At 69.4% G+C, this 21885-nt stretch carries 2 protein-coding genes (1 of these 2 only partly in view); both read left to right on the top strand.

What is annotated here, in order from left to right; all coding sequences use genetic code 11:
- Window positions 1-8230 carry the 3' portion of a non-ribosomal peptide synthase/polyketide synthase gene (locus ACSYGN_RS04800; RefSeq protein WP_460392143.1) on the top strand. 7859 nt of this gene lie to the left of the window's left edge, so 8230 of the gene's 16089 nt are visible here — the last part of the coding sequence; its start codon lies off the left edge, out of view; its stop codon occupies window positions 8228-8230.
- Complete coding sequence (locus tag ACSYGN_RS04795) at window positions 8227-21885, top strand: amino acid adenylation domain-containing protein (RefSeq protein WP_460392141.1); 13659 nt, start codon at window positions 8227-8229, stop codon at window positions 21883-21885. Before ACSYGN_RS04800 ends, ACSYGN_RS04795 begins: the two co-directional genes overlap by 4 nt.

Genomic DNA, 21885 nt, shown 5'->3' with positions numbered 1-21885 from the left:
GCCGGACGCCGTCGCGGTGGTGTACGACGACGTCGAGGTGACGTACGGCGAGCTGAACGCCCGGGCGAACCGGCTCGCGCGCCTCCTCGTGGAGCGGGGTGCCGGGCCGGAAGGCCTGGTCGCGCTCGCGTTGCCGCGTTCGATCGAGCAGGTCGTCGCTGTGTACGCGGTGGTCAAGGCGGGCGCCGCATACCTGCCGGTCGACCCGGAGTACCCGGTCGACCGGATCGCGTACATGATCGAGGACGCCCGGCCCGTGTGCGTGCTGACCACCCGGGACACGCTGCCCCTGCTGCCGGACGGCGCGTCCACCGTCGTCATGGACGAGCCCGGCTTCGAGGAATCCCTCGCGGTCAGGCCGGACCGCGACGTGCGGGACGAGGAGCGGCACGCCCGGCTGACGCTGTCGAACCCGGCGTACGTGATCTACACCTCCGGATCCACGGGACGCCCCAAGGGCGTCATGATCCCGCACGACGCGATCGTGAACCGGCTGGCGTGGATGCAGGCCAAACACCCGCAGGGCGCGGGCGACCGGATCCTCCAGAAGACCCCGACCGGCTTCGACGTGTCGGTGTGGGAGTTCTTCTGGGCCTTGCAGGTCGGTGCGACCCTGGTGGTGGCGAAGCCCGGCGGGCACCGGGACCCGGCCTACCTGGTCGAGGTCATCAGGGCGAAGCGGGTGACCACCCTGCAGTTCGTGCCGTCGATGCTTGCCGTCTTCCTGGCGGAGCCCGCCTCGGCCACGTGCTCCTCGCTGCACACCGTCATCCTCGGCGGCGAGGCGCTCTCCCTTGAGCTGGCCGACAAGTTCCGTACGACGCTGACCAAGGCCCGCCTCTACAACCTGTACGGGCCCACCGAGGCCTCCATCGACGTCACCCGCTGGCCGTACCGCTACGAGCCGGGTGCCTCCAGCGTGCCGATCGGTGCTCCCGTGTGGAACACCCGCGCGTACGTCCTCGACGCGAGACTGCGGCCCGTCCCGGCTGGCGTGGCCGGAGAGCTGTACGTGTCCGGTGTACAGCTCGCGCGCGGCTACGTGAACCGGCAGGCGCTCACCGCCGAGCGCTTCGTCGCCAACCCCTACGGCCCGCCTGGCGAGCGCATGTACCGCACGGGCGACCTGGTGCGCTGGCGCGCCGACGGGAACATCGAATTCCTGGGCCGCACCGACTTCCAGGTCAAGATCCGCGGGTTCCGCGTGGAGCTGGGCGAGGTCGAATCGGCCGTGGCCGCACACCCGTTGGTGGAGCAGGCCGTCGTCGCGGTGCACGCCCAGGGCGAGGCCGACGCCCGGCTGGTGGCGTACGCCGTCCCCGTCGCGGGCGCGGGCGGCGTGGAGGGCGTGGACCAGGGCGCGGTGCGGAAGTTCGTCGGCGAAAGACTGCCGGAGTTCATGGTCCCGGCGGTGGTGGTCGTGCTGGAAGCGCTGCCGGTGACGGTGAACGGCAAGCTGGACCGCAAGGCCCTGCCCGTGCCCGACTTCTCGTCGGTCGTGTCGGGCACTGCGCCCCGCGACGCCCGGGAGCAGGTGCTGTGCGACATGTTCGCCGAGGCCCTCGGGCTGGAGCGGGTGGGCATCGAGGACAGCTTCTTCGACCTGGGAGGGCACTCACTGCTGGTCACCCGCCTGGTCAACCGCATCCGTACGGAAATGGGAGTGGAGCTGCCCCTGCGCGCCCTCTTCGAGGCTCCGAACGTGGCCCTGCTTGCCGAGCGCATCGGCGGCGCGGAGGCCTCGCGGCCCGCGCCGGAGCCGGCACGGCGGCCTGCCGAGATACCCCTGTCGTTCGCGCAGCAGCGCCTGTGGTTCCTCAACCGTCTGGAGGGCGACTCCGGAGCGGCGTACAACATGCCGATCGCCCTGCGCCTCACCGGAGCACTGGATCAGCAAGCGCTGGCGGCCGCTCTCGGCGACGTCGTGGCGCGCCACGAGAGCCTGCGGACCGTGTTCCCGGAGGGTGCCGACGGCACGTCGTTCCAGCAGGTGGCCGACGCCACCGGTCCTGTGCCGCTGCCGGTCGAGCACGTACGGGAGGAGGAACTGGCGGCGGCCGTCGCGGCCCGGGCGGCGCGTGGTTTCGACCTCACGCGCGAACTGCCGTTGAGGGCTTGCCTGTTCGCCGTGAACGAGAACGTCCACGTCCTCGTGGTGGTCCTGCACCACATCGCGGGTGACGGCTGGTCGATGGCACCGCTCGCGCGGGACGTCGCGACAGCGTACGAAGCACGGATCACCGGTGGTTCTCCGGCGTGGGATTCGCTGCCCGTCCAGTACGCGGACTACTCGCTGTGGCAGCGGGAGCTGCTGGGCGAGGAATCCGACCCACAGAGCCTGATGGCAAGTCAGGTCGCCTTCTGGCGGCAGACGTTGGCGGGAGCGCCGGAGCAGCTGGAACTCCCGACGGACCGCCCCAGGCCCGCCGTCGCCTCGTACTGGGGTGACAGCGTTCCGGTGGAGATCGACGAGGAGCTGCACGCAGGTCTCACGGAACTGGCACGGGAGATGGGTGCGAGCCTCTTCATGGTGGTCCGCTCCGCGTTGGCCGTGCTGCTGTCGCGGCTGGGTGCGGGTACGGACATCCCGATTGGTTCGCCGATCGCGGGTCGTACGGACGAGGCACTGGACGATCTGGTCGGGTTCTTCGTGAACACGCTGGTGCTGCGCACAGACGTGTCGGGTGATCCGACGTTCCCCGAGCTGGTGGAGCGTGCGCGCGTGGCGGACCTGGCGGCGTACGCCCACCAGGACGTGCCGTTCGAGCATCTGGTGGAGGTGCTGAACCCGGCGCGGTCCATGTCCCGCCACCCGCTGTTCCAGGTCATGCTCGCCTTCCAGAACACCACCCCGCCCGTCCTGAGCCTCGCCGGCCTCGATATCGCGGTCGAGCAGGCACCCTCGGGCGCCGTGAAGTTCGACCTCTCCCTCAGCCTCGACGAGACCTTCGCCCCCACCCCCGCCACTGGGGCGTCCATGGCCGGACATCACCCCGGGGGGATCACCGGCACGTGGAGTTACGCCGCCGACCTCTTCGACCGCGAGACAGTCGAGGAGATGGCGAGCCGGTTCGTCCGTCTGCTGCGCGCACTGGTCGCCGACCCGGACCGGCCCGTGACACAGGCGGAGATCCTCGCCCCGCAGGAGCGCCGGCGCCTGCTGGGTGAGTGGAGCTCGGCGAGCGGGGAGGCGACCGCGCCCGCGCTGACGTTCCCCGCGATGTTCGAAGCGCAGGCGGCCCGTACGCCAGACGCGCCGGCGGTGGACGGCGGCGGCGAGGTCCTCACGTACACGGAACTCAATGCCCGGGCCAACCGGCTCGCGCGACGCCTGATCGGGCTCGGTGCGGGACCGGAGCGCGTGGTGGCGGTGGCCATGCCGAGATCAGCCGACGGAATCGTCACCCTGATCGCGGTCATGAAGTCGGGCGCCGCCTACCTTCCGCTGGACGTGGACTACCCGGCGCAGCGCATCGCCTACATGGTCGAGGACGCGGCCGCGGTCTGTGCCGTCACGCTCGCCGACAGCGACGTCGCGCTGCCGCCGGGACTGCCTGTCGTCACGGTGGATGCTGGCGCGCGGGACGCGGCCACGGATGTCGACCACGCCCATGACCTGCGGGAAGAGGAGCTGTCAACGCCGCTGCTCGCCTTGCACCGGGCCTACGTCATGTACACCTCCGGCTCCACGGGCCGCCCCAAGGGTGTGATGATCGAACACCGCGCACTGGCTGCCTATCTGTGCTGGGCGGCGGTCAACCATCCAGGCGCGCAAGAGATCACCGCTCTGCACTCGCCGATCACCTTCGACATGGCGATCACGTCGATGTACACGCCGCTGGTCGTCGGCGGATGCGTACGCATCGTGGACATATTCCATCAGGATGCCCCCGGTGAGAGCGCGCCCACGGCGGCATCGGCGCACACAGGGCCCACGCTCATGAAGGTGACTCCCAGCCACCTCCTGCTCCTCAACGATCTCCCCGACGATCAGTCGCCGTCGGCCGAGCTCGTCGTCGGGGGCGAGGCGCTGGCCGGAACGGACCTGGCCCTATGGCGTCGGCGCCACCCGAAGGCAACGGTCTTCAACGCCTACGGCCCCACCGAGACCACCGTCAACTGCACCGAGTACCGGATCACTTCAGGTGCCGACCTCCCGGACGGCCCCGTGCCGATCGGCCGGCCACAGGGGACCTCACGCGTCTACGTGCTGGACGCCCGGCTCCAGCCAGTGCCTGTCGGCGTGGCTGGCGAACTGTACGTGACGGGTGCGCAGTTGGCCCGCGGCTATCTGAACCGGCCCGGGCTGACCGCTGAGCGGTTCGTGGCTGATCCGTTCGGTGCTGCGGGCGAGCGAATGTACCGCACAGGCGATCTGGCGCGCTGGCGTGCGGACGGGAACCTGGAGTACGCAGGGCGTGCGGATCACCAGGTCAAGCTGCGCGGCTTCCGTATTGAGCTCGGCGAGATCGAGGCGGCACTGGCGGCTCACCCGCAGGTCGCCCAGGTGGCCGTGATCGCGCGTGAGGACCGGCCCGGTGACAAGCGCCTGGTCGCCTACGTCGTGCTGGCGCCCGGACACGCCCTTGACGGCGCGGAACTGCGCGCGTCGCTGGGGAAGCGTCTGCCGGAATTCATGGTGCCGTCGGCGCTGGTCGTCCTGGACGAACTGCCGTTGACGGTGAACGGGAAGCTGGACCGGCGTGCCCTGCCCGCACCCGAGTACGACCCCACGACCGCATTCCGGGCGCCGCGCACGGCACGCGAAGAAGCGCTGTGCGTGGTGTTCGGCGAGGTCTTGGGGCTGAAGTCGGTCGGGATCGACGACAGCTTCTTCGATCTGGGCGGGCATTCCCTCCTCGCCACCCGGGTGGTGAGCCGGATTCGCACGGCTCTCGGTGTGGAGGTGCCGCTGCAGGCCCTGTTCGAGGCACCCACCGTCGCTCATCTCGCCGAGCGTATTGGCCGGGCGGACACCGCTCGAACGGCCCTGTCGGCGGTTGAGCGGCCGGCGGAGATTCCTCTGTCGTTCGCCCAGCGGCGCATGTGGTTCCTCAACCGTCTGGAAGGCACGGGCGCCTCCACGTACAACATGCCGGTTGTGCTCCGCCTGGATGGCGTGCTCGATCACGGGGCGCTCACAGCGGCGTTGCAGGACGTGCTGGAGCGGCATGAGTCGTTGCGGACGGTCTTCCCTGAGGGCGCCGATGGCATTCCCTCCCAGACGATCCGTGCTGCCGGAGCCGATCTCATCGATGTGAAGGCAGAGCTGGCGACCGAGGAGCTGCTGGCCGGTCTGGTGGCCGAGGTCACCGGGCGGGGCTTTGATCTGACCCGTGAGCTGCCCCTGCGCGTGGCCCTCTTCGCGCTGTCTGAGGACAGCCATGTCCTCGTCATGGTCCTGCACCACATTGCGGGTGACGGCTGGTCGATGACGCCCCTCGCGCAGGACGTGGGGGCCGCGTACGAGGCGAGGGTGGAAGGCCGGGAAGCGGCCTGGGAACCACTGCCGGTGCAGTATGCGGACTATGCGCTGTGGCAGCGGCAGTTGCTGGGTGAGGAGTCCGATCCGGGCAGTGTGCTGAACCGACAGGTGGCGTTCTGGTCCGAGGCGCTGTCCGGCGTGCCGGAGCAGTTGGAGCTGCCGGCGGACCGTCCGCGGCCCGCGGTGGCCTCGTACCAGGGCGATCGCGTTGCCTTCGAGGTAAATGCGGAAATGCACGCGGGGCTCGGCGCTCTGGCCCGGGAGTCGGGCGCGAGCGTGTTCATGGTGCTTCAGGCTGCGTTTGCGGCGTTGTTGTCGCGTTTGGGTGCGGGTACGGACATCCCGATCGGTTCGCCGATCGCGGGTCGTACGGATGAGGCGTTGGATGATCTGGTCGGGTTCTTTGTGAACACGCTGGTGCTGCGCACGGATGTGTCCGGGGACCCGACGTTCCGTGAGCTGGTGGCACGTGTGCGGGAGGCGGACCTGGCGGCTTACGCCAATCAGGATGTGCCGTTCGAGTACCTGGTGGAGGTGCTGAACCCGGCGCGTTCGATGTCCCGGCACCCGCTCTTCCAGGTCATGCTCGCCTTCCAGAACAACGCCCAAGCTGAGCTCCAGCTCCCAGGCGTCACGCTCACGGCTGAAGTGGCCGAGGCGGACACGGCAAAGTTCGATCTGCTGCTGCGAGTCGCCGAGCGGGAGTCGGCTGTTGGGGGCATGGACTGTCATTTGGAGTTTGCGACTGACTTGTTCGACCGTTCCTCGGCGGTGTGTCTGGTGGAGCGGTTCGTTCGTCTGCTGGCTGGGGTCGTGACATCGCCGGATGTGCGGGTGGGGTCGGTTGAGGTGCTGTCGGTGGGTGAGCGTGGGGAGTTGGTTTCGGGGTTCAATGACACGGCGGTGGAGGTGCCGTGGGTGTCGTTGCCTGAGTTGTTCGCTGGGCGGGTTGCGGAGTGTCCGGGTGCGTTGGCTGTGGTGTTCGAGGGTGTGCGGCTGACGTATGCGGAGTTGGATGCGGCGTCGGATCGGTTGGCGCGTGTGTTGCGTGGGGCGGGTGCGGGGCCGGAGGCGACGGTGGCGTTGATGTTGCCGCGTTCGCAGTGGTTGCCGGTGGCGTTGCTGGCCGTGGTGAAGACGGGCGCTGCCTACCTGCCGGTGGATCCGGAGTATCCGGCGGACCGGATCGCGTACATGTTCGCGGACGCTGATCCGGTGTGTGTGATCACGGCCACTGAGACTGCTGACAGCATTCCCGCCGACGTGTCTGCTGTGAGGTTCGTTGTTGACGAGCCTGGTTTTGAGCGGGTTCTGGCCGGGGTTCCTTCGGGTCCGGTCGAGGTGGTGGGTCTGCGGCCTGAGCATCCGGTGTATGTGATCTATACGTCGGGTTCGACGGGGCGTCCGAAGGGTGTGGTGTTTCCGGCTGGTGCGTTGGCGAATTTGTTGGTGTGGCATGCGGGTGTGATGCCGGCTGGGGTGGGTGTGCGGACGGGTCAGTTCGCGGCGTTGAGTTTTGATGCGGCGGCGCAGGAGATGTTTTCGGCGTTGTGGCAGGGCAAGACGTTGGTGGTGCCGCGGGATGAGGTGCGGCGTAATCCGGTGGAGTTGGTGCGCTGGTTCGAGGCGCATCGGGTGAGTGAGCTGTTTGCTCCGATGCCGATGGTTGAGGCGGTTGCGGAGGCGGCTGCTGAGCTGGGTGTGTCGTTGTCTGGGTTGCGGGATGTGGCGCAGGCGGGTGAGGCGCTGGCGGTGCATGAGCGGGTGCGGGAGTTCTTCGCTTCGGTGCCGGGTCGGCGGTTGCACAACTATTACGGGCCGACCGAGTCGCACGTGATCACGGCACTGACTCTTGAAGGTGGGCCGGAGTCGTGGCCGGTGTTTCCGTCGATCGGTGCGCCGGTGGCCAACAGCCAGGTGTATGTCCTGGACGGCAACCTCCAGCCCGTGCCGGTGGGCGTGGCCGGCGAGCTCTACCTGGCGGGTGTGCAGCTGGCGCGTGGTTATCTGAACTGTCCGGGGTTGACGGCGGAGCGTTTCGTCGCCAACCCGTACGGGGCTGCGGGTGAGCGGATGTATCGCACGGGTGATCTGGCTCGCTGGACCTCTGATGGGACGGTGGAGTTTCTGGGGCGTGCTGACTTCCAGGTGAAGATCCGTGGCTTCCGTGTCGAACTCGGTGAGGTGGAGGCGGCGCTGGCCGCGGATCCGCAGGTCGCTCAGGTGGCGGTGGTCGCCCGTGAGGACCGGCCGGGAGACAAGCGGCTGGTGGGATATGTGGTGGGCGTGCCGGGTGCCTGCGTCGACCCGTCTGGGCTGCGTCGGTTCGTCTCGGAGCGGCTGCCGGAGTTTATGGTTCCGGCTGCGGTGATGGTGCTGGAGTCGTTCCCGGTGACGGCGAACGGCAAGCTGGACCGTCGTGCGCTTCCCGCGCCCGAGTACGCCTCCGCGGCCGCCTCGCGGGCTCCGCGCAATCCGCGCGAGGAAGTCCTGTGTGCGGTCTTCGCCGAAGTCCTCGGCCTGGACAAGGTCGGCATCGACGACAGTTTCTTCGACCTGGGCGGCCACTCCCTCCTCGCCACCCGCATCGCCAGCCGCATCCGCACCGAACTAAATGTAGAAATTCCGCTTCGGGCCCTGTTCGAAGCTCCCGATGTTGCCAGCCTCAGTGAACGGTTGAGGGCAGCGGAGAAGTCCCGCCGGCCCGCTCTGCGGCGGATGCCGCGCCCCCAGGAGAAGCGATGATTCCTCTTTCCTTTTCGCAGCGTCGCCTCTGGTTCCTCAACCGCTTTGAGGGAGCAAGCGTTTCGACGTACAACCTCCCCATCGCACTCCGTCTGAGCGGTGAACTCGACCGCGAGGCGCTGGCCGCTGCTCTGCGCGACGTAGTAGAGCGGCACGAGAGCCTGCGCACCGTCTTCCCTGAGGGAGAGGACGGCACGCCGTTCCAGAGGATCCTCGACACGGAGCGTGCATGGACGGGGCTGGACATGATCTCCACGTCCGAGGGCGAGTTGGACGAACTCATCGTCTCCTTCCGGCAGGTCGGGTTCGACGTGACCGTCGACGTTCCGATCCGCGCCCGCCTGTTCTCCCTGAGCAGTGACTCGCACGTCCTGGTGGTGGTGCTGCACCACATCGCGGGTGACGGCTGGTCGATGGCGCCGCTGGCGCGGGACGTCGCGGGCGCATACGAGGCACGGGCTGAGGGCCGTATCCCGGACTGGGAACCGCTGCCAGTCCAGTACGCCGACTACGCAATGTGGCAACTGGAACTGCTGGGGGAGGAGTCCGACCCGGAAAGTGTGCTGAGCCGCCAGGTCGCCTACTGGAGCGAGGCGCTCGCGGGCCTACCGGAGCAGCTCGAACTGCCGACGGACCGGGCGCGGCCTGCCACGGCCTCGTACGCCGGTGACCGTGTGCCCGTGGAGATCGACGCCGAACTGCATGCCGGTCTCGCCGCGTTGGCGCGCGAATCAGGCACGAGCATGTTCATGGTCGTCCAGGCGGCTTTCGCCGCGCTGTTGTCGCGCTTGGGCGGGGGCACGGACATCCCGATCGGCGCGCCCATCGCGGGCCGCACGGACGAGGCGCTGGACGATCTGGTCGGGTTCTTCGTCAACACCCTCGTTCTGCGCACGGACCTTTCCGGCAACCCCACCTTCCGCGGACTCCTCGCACAGGTGCGCACCTCCGTCCTCTCCGCGCACGAGCACCAAGAGGTCCCGTTCGAGCACCTGGTGGAGGTTCTGAACCCGGCGCGTTCCATGTCCCGCCACCCGCTCTTCCAGGTCGCGCTCGCCTTCCAGAACAACGCGCAGGCGGAACTCCGGCTTAAGGGGCTCACCCTGAGCCTCGTGGACTTCGCCGCGGACACTGCCAAGTTCGACCTGTCCCTCGGCATTTCGGAGCAGTTCACCGAGCAGGGCACGCCGGCCGGTCTGACGGGTGTCTTCGAGTTTGCGACGGATTTGTTTGATCGTTCGACGGTCGAGTTGTTTGTCGTGTATTTGCGTCGTTTGCTGGTGGGTGTGGTTGCTGATCCTGATGTGTTGGTGGGGTCGGTGGACATCCTTGCGGTGGGGGAGCGGCGGGATCTTTTGTCGGGGTGGCAGGGGGTGGGGTCTGATGTGGTGGTGGCTCCGTTGCCTGTGTTGTTTGAGCGGCAGGTTGCCCGTACTCCGGATGCTGTGGCGGTGGTGTCTGGTGATGGGGTTGTTTCGTATGCGGAGTTGAATGCTCGGGCGAATCGTTTGGCGCGGTTGTTGGTGGGTTGTGGTGTGGGTCCGGAGTCGGTTGTGGCGTTGGTGTTGCCGCGGTCGGTGGATTTGTTGGTGGCGATGCTGGGGGTGTTGAAGGCTGGTGGTGCGTATGTGCCGGTCGATCCGCAGTATCCGGTGGAGCGTGTGCAGTTCATGCTTCAGGACGCCGATCCGATTGCGGTCGTGGTCGCGGATGATTCCGGCATCGAGATTCCAGAGGGTGTCGCTCGGGTTTTGGTCCGCGATTCCGAGACGGGATTCGCTTCCGGTGATCTCTCTGATGGTGAGCGGTTGTCGGTGTTGGGTGTGGAGGGTGCGGCGTATGTGATTTATACGTCGGGTTCGACGGGTCGGCCGAAGGGTGTGGTGGTTTCGCATCGGGGTGTGCCGAATCTGGCGGCGGATCATATTGCTCGTCTGGGTGTGACGGGTGGGAGTCGTCTGTTGCAGTTTGCGTCGCCGAGTTTTGATGCGGCGGTGGCGGACATCTGGCCGGCGTGGTTGGCGGGTGCGGCGTTGGTGGTGGCGTCGGCTGAGGAGTTGGTGCCGGGTCGGGCGTTGGCGGATCTGATCGTTCGGTCGGGGGTGACGCATGCGACGTTGCCGCCGGCGGTGTTGCCGGTGCTGGAGGCTGAGGGTGGTCTGCCGGAGTCGGTGACGTTGATCGTGGCGGGTGAGGCGTGTCCGCCGGATGTCGTGGCGCGCTGGGCCCGGGGCCGGCGGATGCTGAATGTGTATGGTCCGACGGAGGCGACGGTTGCCTCGACGGCGAGTGATCCGTTGGTGGGGGGTGTGGTGGCGGTGCCGCCGATCGGGCGGCCGTTGTGGAACACCCGCGCCTACGTCCTGGACCGGAACCTTCAGCCCGTCCCGGCCGGTGTGACGGGAGAGCTCTATCTCGCGGGCGTGCAGCTTGCTCGCGGCTACCTCAACCGCCCCGGCCTGACCGCGGAGCGGTTCGTCGCCGACCCGCACGGGATGCCGGGTGAGCGGATGTACCGCACGGGGGATGTGGCGCGTTGGCGTGCGGACGGCAATCTGGAGTACGTCGGGCGCGCGGATGACCAGGTGAAACTGCGTGGCTTCCGCATCGAGCTGGGCGAGATCGAGGCGGTCCTGACCGGCCACCCGCAGGTCGCTCAGGCCGCGGTGCTTGTGCGGGAGGACCGGCCCGGCGACAAGCGCCTGATCGCCTACATCGTCCCGTCGAACGGCGCCGAACAGCCGGACCCGGCCGCACTGCGCCGCTACGCCGGTGAGGGCCTGCCGGAGTTCATGGTCCCGTCCGCGGTGATGGTCCTGGACGCGTTCCCCCTCACCCTCAACCGCAAGATCGACCGCCGCGCCCTGCCCACACCCGACTACGGTTCCACTGCCGAGACCCGCGCGCCCCGCAACGCCCACGAAGAGGCCCTGTGCGCGATCTTCGGTGAGGTTCTTGGCCTGGAACGGGTAGGGATCGACGACAGTTTCTTCGATCTGGGCGGCCACTCCCTGCTCGCCACCCGAGTCGTCAGCCGCATCCGCACCACCCTCGGCGTCGAGGTCCCCCTGCGGGCCCTGTTCGAGGCACCCACCGTCGCCCAACTCACCGAGCAGATAGGCGGGGCTGAGGGTGCGCGGACCGCGCTGGTCGCCGGAGAACGGCCGGCGGAGGTCCCGTTGTCGTTCGCTCAGCGACGTCTCTGGTTCCTCAACCGCCTCGAAGGCGCAGAGGCAGCGACGTACAACATGCCGGTCATCCTGCGCCTGACCGGCAACCTCGACCAGGCTGCCCTCCGGGCCGCCTTCCATGACGTGGTCGTACGTCACGAGAGTCTCCGCACCGTCTTCCCGGAGAACTCCGCCGGAGAGCCCTACCAGCGCATCCTCCACACGGATGACGTGAGGCTTCTGCTGCCGACGCGGCAGGTGTCGGAGCGTGAAGTCGACGACGCAGTAGCGGACTTCACAAATCGAGGTTTCGACCTTTCGGCCGAAGTGCCCATGCGTGCCTGCCTGCTGGCGCTGGGCGAGGCGTCGCACGTCCTGGTGGTGGTGCTGCACCACATCGCGGGCGACGGCTGGTCGATGGTGCCGCTGGCAGGCGATGTCGCGGCGGCGTACGAGGCCCGGGTGGCGGGCCGCGTCCCGGATTGGGCGCCGCTCCCCGTCCAGTACGGCGACTTCAGCCTCTGGCAGCGCGACCTGCTGGGCAGCGAAGACGATCCCGACAGCCTGGCTTCGCGCCAGCTCGCCCACTGGGCCGCAGCTCTGGACGGCGTACCCGACGAACTGGAGCTGCCGACGGACCGGCCGCGCCCTGCCGTGGCGTCTCATCGCGGCGACGCGGTGCCGTTCGTGGTCGATGCGCAGACCCACGACTGCCTCGCCGAGCTCTCGCGGGAATCGGGTGCGAGCGTGTTCATGGTGGTCCAGGCCGCCTTCGCCTCCCTCCTGTCGCGGTTGGGTGCCGGTACGGACGTTCCCATCGGCTCGCCGATCGCCGGTCGTACCGACGAAGCGCTGGACGATCTGGTCGGGTTCTTCGTCAACACGCTCGTCCTGCGCACGGATCTCTCCGGTGATCCGACTTTCCGTGAGCTGATCGAGCGCGTACGAGCGACGGACCTGGCGGCATACGCCCACCAGGACGTGCCCTTCGAGCAGCTTGTGGAGGTGCTGAATCCGACGCGCTCCATGTCACGGCACCCCCTCTTCCAGGTGATGCTCGCCCTCCAGAACAACGACGAGGCCGACCTGCGCCTGCCCGGCCTCACCGTGTCGACCGGAGCCGATGAGGCGGCCCGCGTCTCGGCCGCCCGTTTCGACCTCACCGTCAACGTCGGCGAGCGCCACACTGAGAGCGGCGAGGCGGCCGGGCTGGCCGGTGTCTTCGAGTACGCGACCGACCTGTTCGACCGCACCACCGTCGAACGCATGGCCGAGCGTTTCGGTCTTCTCCTCGCGCACGCCGTACGGAATCCGGACGCACGCCTGGCGGAGCTGGAACTCCTCCCAGAGCAGGAGCGCCACCAGCTCCTCGTCGATTGGCAGGGTCCGGCCCGATCCGAGCGCGACGCATCGGCGATCACCAGAGGGTTGGCCACTCTCCCGGCGATGTTTGCCGCCGCCGCGGCCCGTACGCCCGAGGCGGTCTCCGTCGAGTGCGGCGAAATCCAGTGGACGTTCGCTGAACTCGACGCCCGCTCACGGGACTTGGCTGAATGCCTGACCGCGCTCGGTGTCGCCGCGGAGACCCCGGTCGCCGTGCTCATGGAGCGTTCGGCGGACCTCATCGCGGCTCTGCTCGCCGTGCTCCGGGCCGGCGGCACGTACGTACCGCTCCACACGGGCTACCCAGTCGCACGCATGCGAGCGGTCCTGGATGAGGCCGACGCGCCGGTCCTGCTGACCGATGCGGCGTTCGCCGGGCACGCCCTGGCCGCCGCGCAGCGGGACAAGGGCGTCGCGGTCCTCGTCGTCGATGACGTCGCCCCCATACCTGAGGCCACCACCGCCACCGATGCGGCAGCGGACGAGGCGGACGTGCTTCCGGACGCCCTGGCGTACGTGATGTACACGTCCGGGTCCACGGGTGTGCCCAAGGGCGTGGCCGTCTCGCACCGCAACGTCATGGACCTCGCCGTGGACTCGGGCTGGAACGTGGGCCCGGGGGACAGCGTGCTGATGCACGCCCCGCACGCCTTCGACATCTCCGTGTACGAGATCTGGATCCCGCTGCTGAACGGCGCCCGCGTCGTGGTGGCACCCGAAGGAGCCCTGGAAGTCGCGGATTTGGACCACCTGGTGCGGTCGCACGAGGTGTCGCACCTCCACCTCACGGCGGGCCTCTTCCGCGTCATGGCCGAAGACCTGGTCACGGCCTTCTCCCGTACGCGGGAGGTCCTCACCGGCGGCGACGTGATCTCGCCGGACGCGATGCGCCACGTGCTCACCCACTGCCCCGACACGACCCTGCGCACGCTGTACGGTCCGACCGAGACGACCTTGTGCGTGACGGGCACGGTGTGGCGGGCCGCCGACGACATCACCAGCCCGGTGCCGCTGGGGCGGCCGCTGGAGCAGACGCGCGCGTACGTCCTGGACCGCTCCCTGCGACCGGTGCCCGCCGGAGTCGCGGGTGAGCTGTACCTCGCGGGCGCCGGACTGGCCCGCGGCTACCTGAACCGCCCTGGCCTTACCGCCGAGCGCTTCGTCGCCGACCCGTTCGGGGCACCGGGGGAGCGGATGTACCGCACCGGTGACCTGGCCCGCTGGCGGGCCTCCGGCATTCTGGAGTTCCTGGGCCGGACCGACGAGCAGGTCAAGATCCGTGGCTACCGCGTCGAGTTGGGCGAGGTGGAGTCGGCCCTGTCGGCGCATCCGCAGATCGCGCAGGCGGCGGTGATCGCCCGTGAGGACCGGCCGGGGGGTAAGCGCCTTGTCGCGTACGTCGTACCGACGGCAGATGGTGCTGAACAGCCGGATCCGGCCGAGCTGCGGCAGTACGTCGCGGAGGGCCTGCCCGAGTTCATGGTCCCGTCGGCCGTGGTCGTCCTCGGAGCCCTTCCGCTGACTCCCAACGGCAAGCTCGACCGCCGCGCCCTGCCCGCGCCGGCGTACGAGACGGCGGCGACCTCTCGCGCGCCGCGCAGTGCCCATGAAGAGGTGCTCTGCGCGGTCTTCGGCGAAGTCCTCGGCCTGGAGCGGATCGGGATCGACGACAGTTTCTTCGACCTGGGCGGGCACTCCCTGCTGGCCACCCGCGTGGTGAGTCGCGTCCGTACCGCTCTCGGAGTGGAACTGCCTCTGCGCGCCCTGTTCGAGGCACCTACCGTGGCGCAATTGGCTGCGAACATGGGCGAGGCGGGCACGGCTCGAACGGCGCTTGTGGCGGTGGAGCGGCCGGCGGTGGTGCCGTTGTCGTTCGCGCAGCGTCGGATGTGGTTCCTGAACCGGTTCGAGGGCGCGTCGGCGTCGCTGTACAACATGCCGGTCGTGCTGCGGTTGGAGGGTGTGCTGGATCGTGCGGCGCTGGTCGCGGCGCTGGGGGATGTCGTCGGGCGGCATGAGTCGCTGCGGACGGTGTTCCCGGAGGGGGCGGACGGTGTTCCGTTCCAGGAGATTCGTCCGGCTGGTGCTGGTCTGGTGAACGTGCAAATGGAGTCGGCGACGGAGGAGTCGCTGGCCGACCTCGTGGCCGCGTTCACCGGGCGCGGTTTTGACCTGACCTGTGAAATGCCCCTGCGAGTGGGTCTTTTCGAGGTCGGCGGAGCGAGTCATGTACTCGTGGTGGTGCTGCACCACATCGCGGGCGACGGCTGGTCCATGGCGCCGCTGGCGCGGGATGTCGCGGCTGCGTACGCGGCACGCACCGAGGGCCGTGCTCCGGACTGGGCTCCGCTGCCGGTGCAGTACGCCGATTACACGTTGTGGCAGCGGGAGCTGTTGGGCGACGAGTCCGACCCGGAAAGCCTGCTGAGCCGTCAGGTCACCTACTGGACACGGACGCTCGCCGGTGTCCCGGAGCAGTTGGAGCTGCCGACGGACCGTCCAAGGCCCGCGGTGGCCACATTCGGTGGTGACAGCGTCCCCGTGGAGCTCGGCCCGGAGCTCCACGCGTCCCTGGTCCTGCTCGCCCGAGAGTCGGGCGCGAGCGTCTTCATGGTGCTCCAGGCCGCCTTCGCCACTCTCCTCTCGCGGCTGAGTGCGGGCACGGACATTCCGATTGGTTCGCCGATTGCGGGTCGTACGGATGAGGCGTTGGATGATCTGGTCGGGTTCTTTGTGAACACGCTGGTGCTGCGCACGGATGTGTCCGGGGACCCGACGTTCCGTGAGCTGGTGGAGCGTGTGCGGGAGACGGACCTGGCGGCATACGCCCACCAGGACGTGCCCTTCGAACACCTGGTGGAAGTGCTGAACCCGGCGCGATCGATGTCCCGCCACCCGCTCTTCCAGGTCATGTTCGCCCTCCAGAACAACACACGGGCCGAGCTGCGGCTGTCTTCACTGGAGATGATCGGGCAGGCGTCCAGGAGCACCAGCTCCAAGTTCGACCTCTTCCTCAACATGAGCGAGCACCGGAACAGCGATGGTGCCCCCGTGGGACTGGCCGGCGTGCTGGAGTTCGCGGCCGACCTCTTCGACCGTTCCTCGGCCGTGCGTCTGGTGGAGCAGTTCGTCCGCTTGCTGGTTGAGGTCGTGGCGTCCCCGGACGTGCGGGTGGGCTTCACGCGGGTGCTGTCGGCGGGTGAGCGTGCGGAGCTGCTCTCGGCCTTCAACGACACGGCGGTGGACGTGCCGTGGGTGTCGCTCCCCGAACTGTTCGCGCGGCGCGTCGCGCAGTCTCCGGATGCGTTGGCCGTCGTATTCGAGGACGTGCGGCTGACGTACGCGGAGCTGGACGCCGCATCGACCCGACTGGCGCACGTTCTGCGTGGTGCGGGTGCGCAGCCGGCGAAGACGGTGGCCCTGATGCTGCCGCGCTCCCAGTGGCTGCCGGTGGCGCTGCTGGCCGTGGTCAAGACCGGTGCCGCCTACCTGCCGGTGGATCCGGATTACCCGGCGGACCGGATCGCGTACATGTTCAAGGACGCCGACCCGGTATGCGTGATCACGGCAACCGACACGGTGGACAACATCCCCGCCGACGTGTCCCCCGAGGCGATTGTCGTCGACGCACCTGGCTTCGCCCAGACCCTGGCCGAGGCACCTTCCGGTCCGGTCGAGGTCCAGGAGCTGCGGCCCGAGCACCCTGTCTACGTGATCTACACCTCCGGCTCCACAGGGCGCCCGAAGGGCGTCGTCTTCCCTGTCGGCGCCATGGTCAATCTGCTGGCCTGGCACGAGCGGACTCGTCCCGAGGGTGTCGGGGTGGTCACCGCCAACTTCACGTCGATCAGCTTCGACGTGGCGGCGCAGGAGCTCTTCACCACACTGTGGTCCGGACGCACCCTCGCCGTTCCCCGCGACGAAGTACGCCGCCACCCCGGCGACTTCGCGCGCTGGCTGGACCAGCACCGGGTGAACGAGCTGTTCGCCCCCAACCTGATGGTCGAGGCCCTTGCCGGGGCTGCTGCCGAGCTCGGGCTCTCGCTGCCCGAGTTGCGTGACGTGGCGCAGGCGGGCGAGGCCCTGACCCTGCACGACCGGGTGCGGGAGTTCTTCGCGGCGGTGCCGGACGGGCGTAGGCTGCACAACCACTACGGGCCCACCGAGTCGCACGTCGTCACGACGCTGGCCCTGCAGGGTGAGCCTCGTGACTGGCCGGTGTCCCCGTCGATCGGTGCGCCGGTCGACAACAGCCAGGTCTACGTCCTCGACGCTAGCCTCCAGCCCGTCCCCGTGGGCGTGGCCGGCGAGCTCTATCTCGCGGGCGCCCAGCTGGCGCGCGGCTACCTCAACCGCCCGGGCCTTACCGCCGAGCGCTTCGTCGCCGACCCGTTCGGCACCCCCGGTGAGCGCATGTACCGCACCGGTGACCTGGCCTGCTGGCGGGCGGACGGCACGCTGGAGTTCCTGGGGCGCGCCGACTTCCAGGTCAAGATCCGCGGCTACCGGATTGAGCCGGCCGAGGTGGAGTCGGCGCTGGCCGCGCACCCGCAGGTCGCCCAGGTGGCGGTCCTCGCGCGTGAGGACCGGCCGGGGGACAAGCGCCTGGTCGCCTACGTCGTACCGGTGAACGGCGCCGAACAGCCGGATTCGGCCGCGCTTCGGCGGTACGTCGGTGAGGGCCTCCCCGAGTTCATGGTCCCGTCTGCCGTGGTGGTCCTGGACCACCTTCCGCTGACGGTCAACCGCAAGCTCGACCGCCGGGCCCTGCCCGCCCCCGAGTACGCCTCGGAGGCCGCCTCACGTGGGCCGCGCACCGCGCACGAGGAAGTGCTGTGCGCGGTGTTCGGCGAGGTTCTCGGCCTGGAGCGGGTCGGCATCGACGACGGGTTCTTCGATCTGGGTGGGCACTCGCTGCTCGCCACCCGCGTCGTCAGCCGCATCCGTACCGTCCTCGGCGTCGAGCTTCCGCTGCGGGCCCTGTTCGAGTCGCCCACCGTCGCCCAGCTCGCCCGGCACATCGGGCGGGCCGATACGGCGCGGTTGACGCTCGCCCCGATGGAGCGGCCCAAGCGGCCGCCGCTGGCGTTCGCCCAGCGCCGCATGTGGTTCCTCAACCGGTTCGAGGGGGCGAGCGCGTCCACGTACAACCTGCCCATTGCCCTGCGGCTGACCGGTGAACTGGACCGCACCGCCCTGGAGACAGCACTCCAGAACGTCGTCGAGCGGCACGAGTCGCTGCGCACGGTCTTCCCCGAGGGCCCCGACGGTGTTCCGTACCAGAGGATCCTGCCGGCGGAGGACGCGCGTATCGGGCTCCCCGCGGTCGAGGTGCGGTCGGCGCTGGAATTGGAGGAGCGGCTCGCCGAGGAGGCGTCCCGCGGCTTCGACCTGATGAGTGAACTGCCGGTGCGGACCTCCTTGTTCGCCGCCGAGGACGGGACGCATGCCCTTCTCGTGGTGTTGCACCACATCGCGGGTGACGGCTGGTCGATGGCGCCGCTGGCGCGGGACATCACGACGGCGTACGCGGCACGCACCGAGGGGCGTGCTCCGCGGTGGGAGCCGCTTTCGGTGCAGTACGCGGATTACGCCTTGTGGCAGCGGGAGTTGCTGGGTGACGAGTCCGACCCGGACAGCGTGCTCGGTGCTCAGCTGGCGCACTGGACCAGGGTGCTCGCCGGTCTGCCGGAGCAGCTTGAGCTGCCGACGGACCGGCCCAGGCCCGCGGTGGCCTCGTACCGGGGCGACAGTGTTCCGGTGGACATCGCCGCCGAGCTGCACGCGGATCTGGCCGCACTGGCGCGTGAGTCGGGTGCGAGTACGTTCATGGTTCTCCAGGCCGCCTTCGCTGTTCTCCTATCCCGCCTGGGTGCGGGTACGGACATCCCCATCGGCTCGCCGATCGCCGGCCGTACCGACGAAGCGCTCGACGACCTGGTCGGGTTCTTCGTCAACACGCTCGTCCTGCGCACGGATGTGTCCGGCGACCCGACGTTCCGTGAGCTGATCGAGCACGTACGAGAGACGAACCTGGCGGCGTACGCGCACCAGGACGTGCCCTTCGAGCACCTCGTCGAGGTGCTGAACCCTGCGCGGTCGATGTCCCGCCACCCGCTCTTCCAGGTCATGTTGGCCCTCCAGAACAACACCCAGGCCGAACTGCTCCTTCCGGGCGTGACGATGACCGGTGAGTCGGCGTGGTCGACGGTGGCGAAGTTCGACCTGTCCCTGGCGCTGCGCGAGCAGTACGCCTCCGACGGCGGACCGGGCGGCATCACAGGTGGGTTGGAGTTCGCCTCCGACCTGTTCGACGCCTCCACGGTCCACCTCTTCGTCGACCGATGGACCCGGCTGCTCGCGGCCCTCGTGGCCGATCCCGACCGGCCGATCGGTGACGCGGACATCCTCACCGCGGACGAGCGTCGAGAACTCGTCGGCGAACAGGCCCCTGTGGTGGAAGGCGCGGTGGACACACTGCCCGCGCTGTTCGAGGAGCAGGTGGCCAGGACGCCCCACGCCGTGGCGGTCGCCTGGGAAGGCGTCCAGGTGACGTACGCCGAGCTCGACACCCGGGCGAACCGTCTGGCCCGGCTGCTGGTGGGCCGGGGGGTCGGCCCCGAGTCGGTCGTCGGGTTGCTGCTGTCCCGTTCGGTGGAGCTGTTGGTGGCGATGGTCGCTGTCGCCAAGTCCGGAGGCGCGTACCTGCCGGTTGATCCGGGGTATCCGGCCGACCGCATCGCCCTGCTGCTGTCCGAAGCGAAGCCGGTCGTCCTGCTGACCGACGGGTCGGAGCACGAGGCGGTGGCCGGGCGGCTCGACGCAGGTGTGACCGTGTTGCGCCTGGCGGACCTCGAACGGGAGCTGTCGGCGCTGGGGACCGGCGGCCTGAGCAACGCCGAACGGCGAGCGTCGCTGTGCACCGACCATCCCGCGTATGTGATCTACACGTCCGGTTCCACGGGCAGGCCCAAGGGAGTTGTGGCCACGCACCGGGGCATCGGCGGGCACCTGCGGTGGATGGCGCGGGAGTATCCGCTCGACGGGCGTGACAGGGTGCTGGCGCGTACCTCGCCGAGCTTCGACGCCTCCGTATGGGAACTCTGGCTTCCGCTGGTGTCTGGAGCCACCGTGCAGGTGGTCCCGGCGGAGGTGGCGGCGGATCCGGAGCGCCTGGCGGCGTACATGAGCGAGAACGGGACGACCGTCGCGCAGCTCGTGCCCTCTCTCGTCCCCGACGTTTGCGACGCTGCGGAGGCGATCAGAGGGGCGTCGGCGCTGCGCTGGCTGTTCCTGGGCGGCGAGCCGCTTCCGGGCGCGCTCGTGAAGCGCGTGTCCCGGGTCTGGGGCGTGCCGTGCGTCAACCTGTACGGCCCGACCGAGACGACCGTGCAGGTCACCCACCGCGAGGTGGGGCCCGACGCCGCCGTGTCCGGTGAGTCCGTCGTGCCGCTGGGCGTTCCGGTCGCGGGCATGCGAGCGTACGTCCTCGACGGCCGCCTGCGGCCGGTTCCGGAGGGCGTGCCCGGCGAGCTGTATCTGGCGGGCCCCCAGGTGGCGCGCGGGTACGCGGGCCGCCCCGGTCTGACGGCGGAGCGGTTCGTCGCCAATCCGTACGGCCCGGCGGGCGGGCGGATGTACCGCACGGGCGACGTCGTACGGGGCCGTGGCGGTGAGCTGGAGTTCGTGGGGCGCGCCGACGACCAGGTCAAGCTGCGCGGCTTCCGCATCGAGCTCGGCGAGGTGGAGGCGGCCCTGGCCGCCCTGCCCGAGGTCGAGCGGGCTGCGGTTGCGGTGCGGGAGAACGCGCGCGGCGAGAAGATGCTCGCCGCCTATGTGGTAGCGGCCGGAGGCGCGTCGGCGGACTCGGGTGCGCTGCGGCGCTCGCTCGCCGCGGTGCTGCCGGACTTCATGGTGCCGACGGCGATCGTCGAGCTGGACGTGCTGCCGCTGGGCGTGCACGGAAAGCTGGACCGTCGTGCGCTGCCCGCGCCGGAACCGGGCGCCGCCACGCTGTCGGGCCGGGCCCCGCGCAATCCCCAGGAAGAGGCGCTGTGCGGGTTGTTCGCCGAGGTGCTGGGGGTTGCGTCGGTGGGGATCGACGACAGCTTCTTTTCCCTGGGCGGGCACTCCCTCTCGGCGGTGCGTCTGGTGAGCCGCATCCGGTCAGTCTTCGGGGCGGAGCTGCCCGTGCGGGCGCTGTTCGAGGCGCCGTCGGTGGCAGAACTGGTCCACCGCTTCGGCACGGAGAACGGCGGCCACGACGGTCTCGGGGTGCTGCTGCCGCTGCGTGAGGCCACTGGGCCCGCGGGATCCGGGCCGGCGCCGCTGTTCTGCGTGCACCCGGCGGGCGGACTGAGCTGGCCGTACGCGGGAATCCTCCCGCACCTGGAGCCCGAGCAGCCCGTGTACGGTCTGCAGGCGCGCGGCATCGCCGAGTCGACCGAACTCCCCGGCAGCATCGAGGAGATGGCCGCCGACTACGTGGCGCACATGCGCACCGTGCAGCCTGCCGGGCCGTACCGGATCCTGGGCTGGTCCCTGGGAGCGGTGATCGCGCACGCCGTGGCGACCGCGCTGCAGGAGCAGGGCGAGACGGTGTCGCTGCTCGCGCTGCTGGACGGCTATCCGGCGGTGGAGCCCGCCGAGGCGGTCACCGCCACCGACCAGGAGGCCGAGGAGCGGCGGATCCTACGTGGCCTGCTTCAGGGGATGGGGTTGGTGGACGCGTCGGACGAGGAGGGCCACGAGCCGTCACTGTCCGAGGCGATCGCGTTGCTGCGCGGGCAGGGCGGGGTGCTGGCCGGGTTCGACGAGGCGACGCTGGCGCGGCTGCTGGCAGCCTGTGTGAACGGAACGCGGCTCGCGGGCCGGTTCACGCCGTCGGTCTTCGACGGCGACGTCATGTTCTTCACGGCGGCCGCCGAGCGTGTGGCGGACGGCGCCGCCGAGTACGGCGTCGACTTCTCGGCGTGGGAGCCCCACGTCGGCGGCTCCGTTGAGAACTACGACGTCGATTGCGCGCACACCGACATGACGGCCGCCGCGCCGATCCGGGAAATCTCCAGGGTGATCGCGCAGGAACTCTGCAAGCGCGGCTGA

The organism is Streptomyces sp. YIM S03343, assembly GCF_054729195.1.
Note: the sequence above shows the minus strand (reverse complement) of the source record. Positions and strands in the feature narration are given on the sequence as shown.

What these genes read in the sequence shown, in the direction of transcription:
- ACSYGN_RS04795 (WP_460392141.1), top strand. Translation starts at nt 8,227, where the DNA reads ATGATTCCTCTTTCCTTTTCGCAGCGTCGCCTCTGGTTCCTCAACCGC.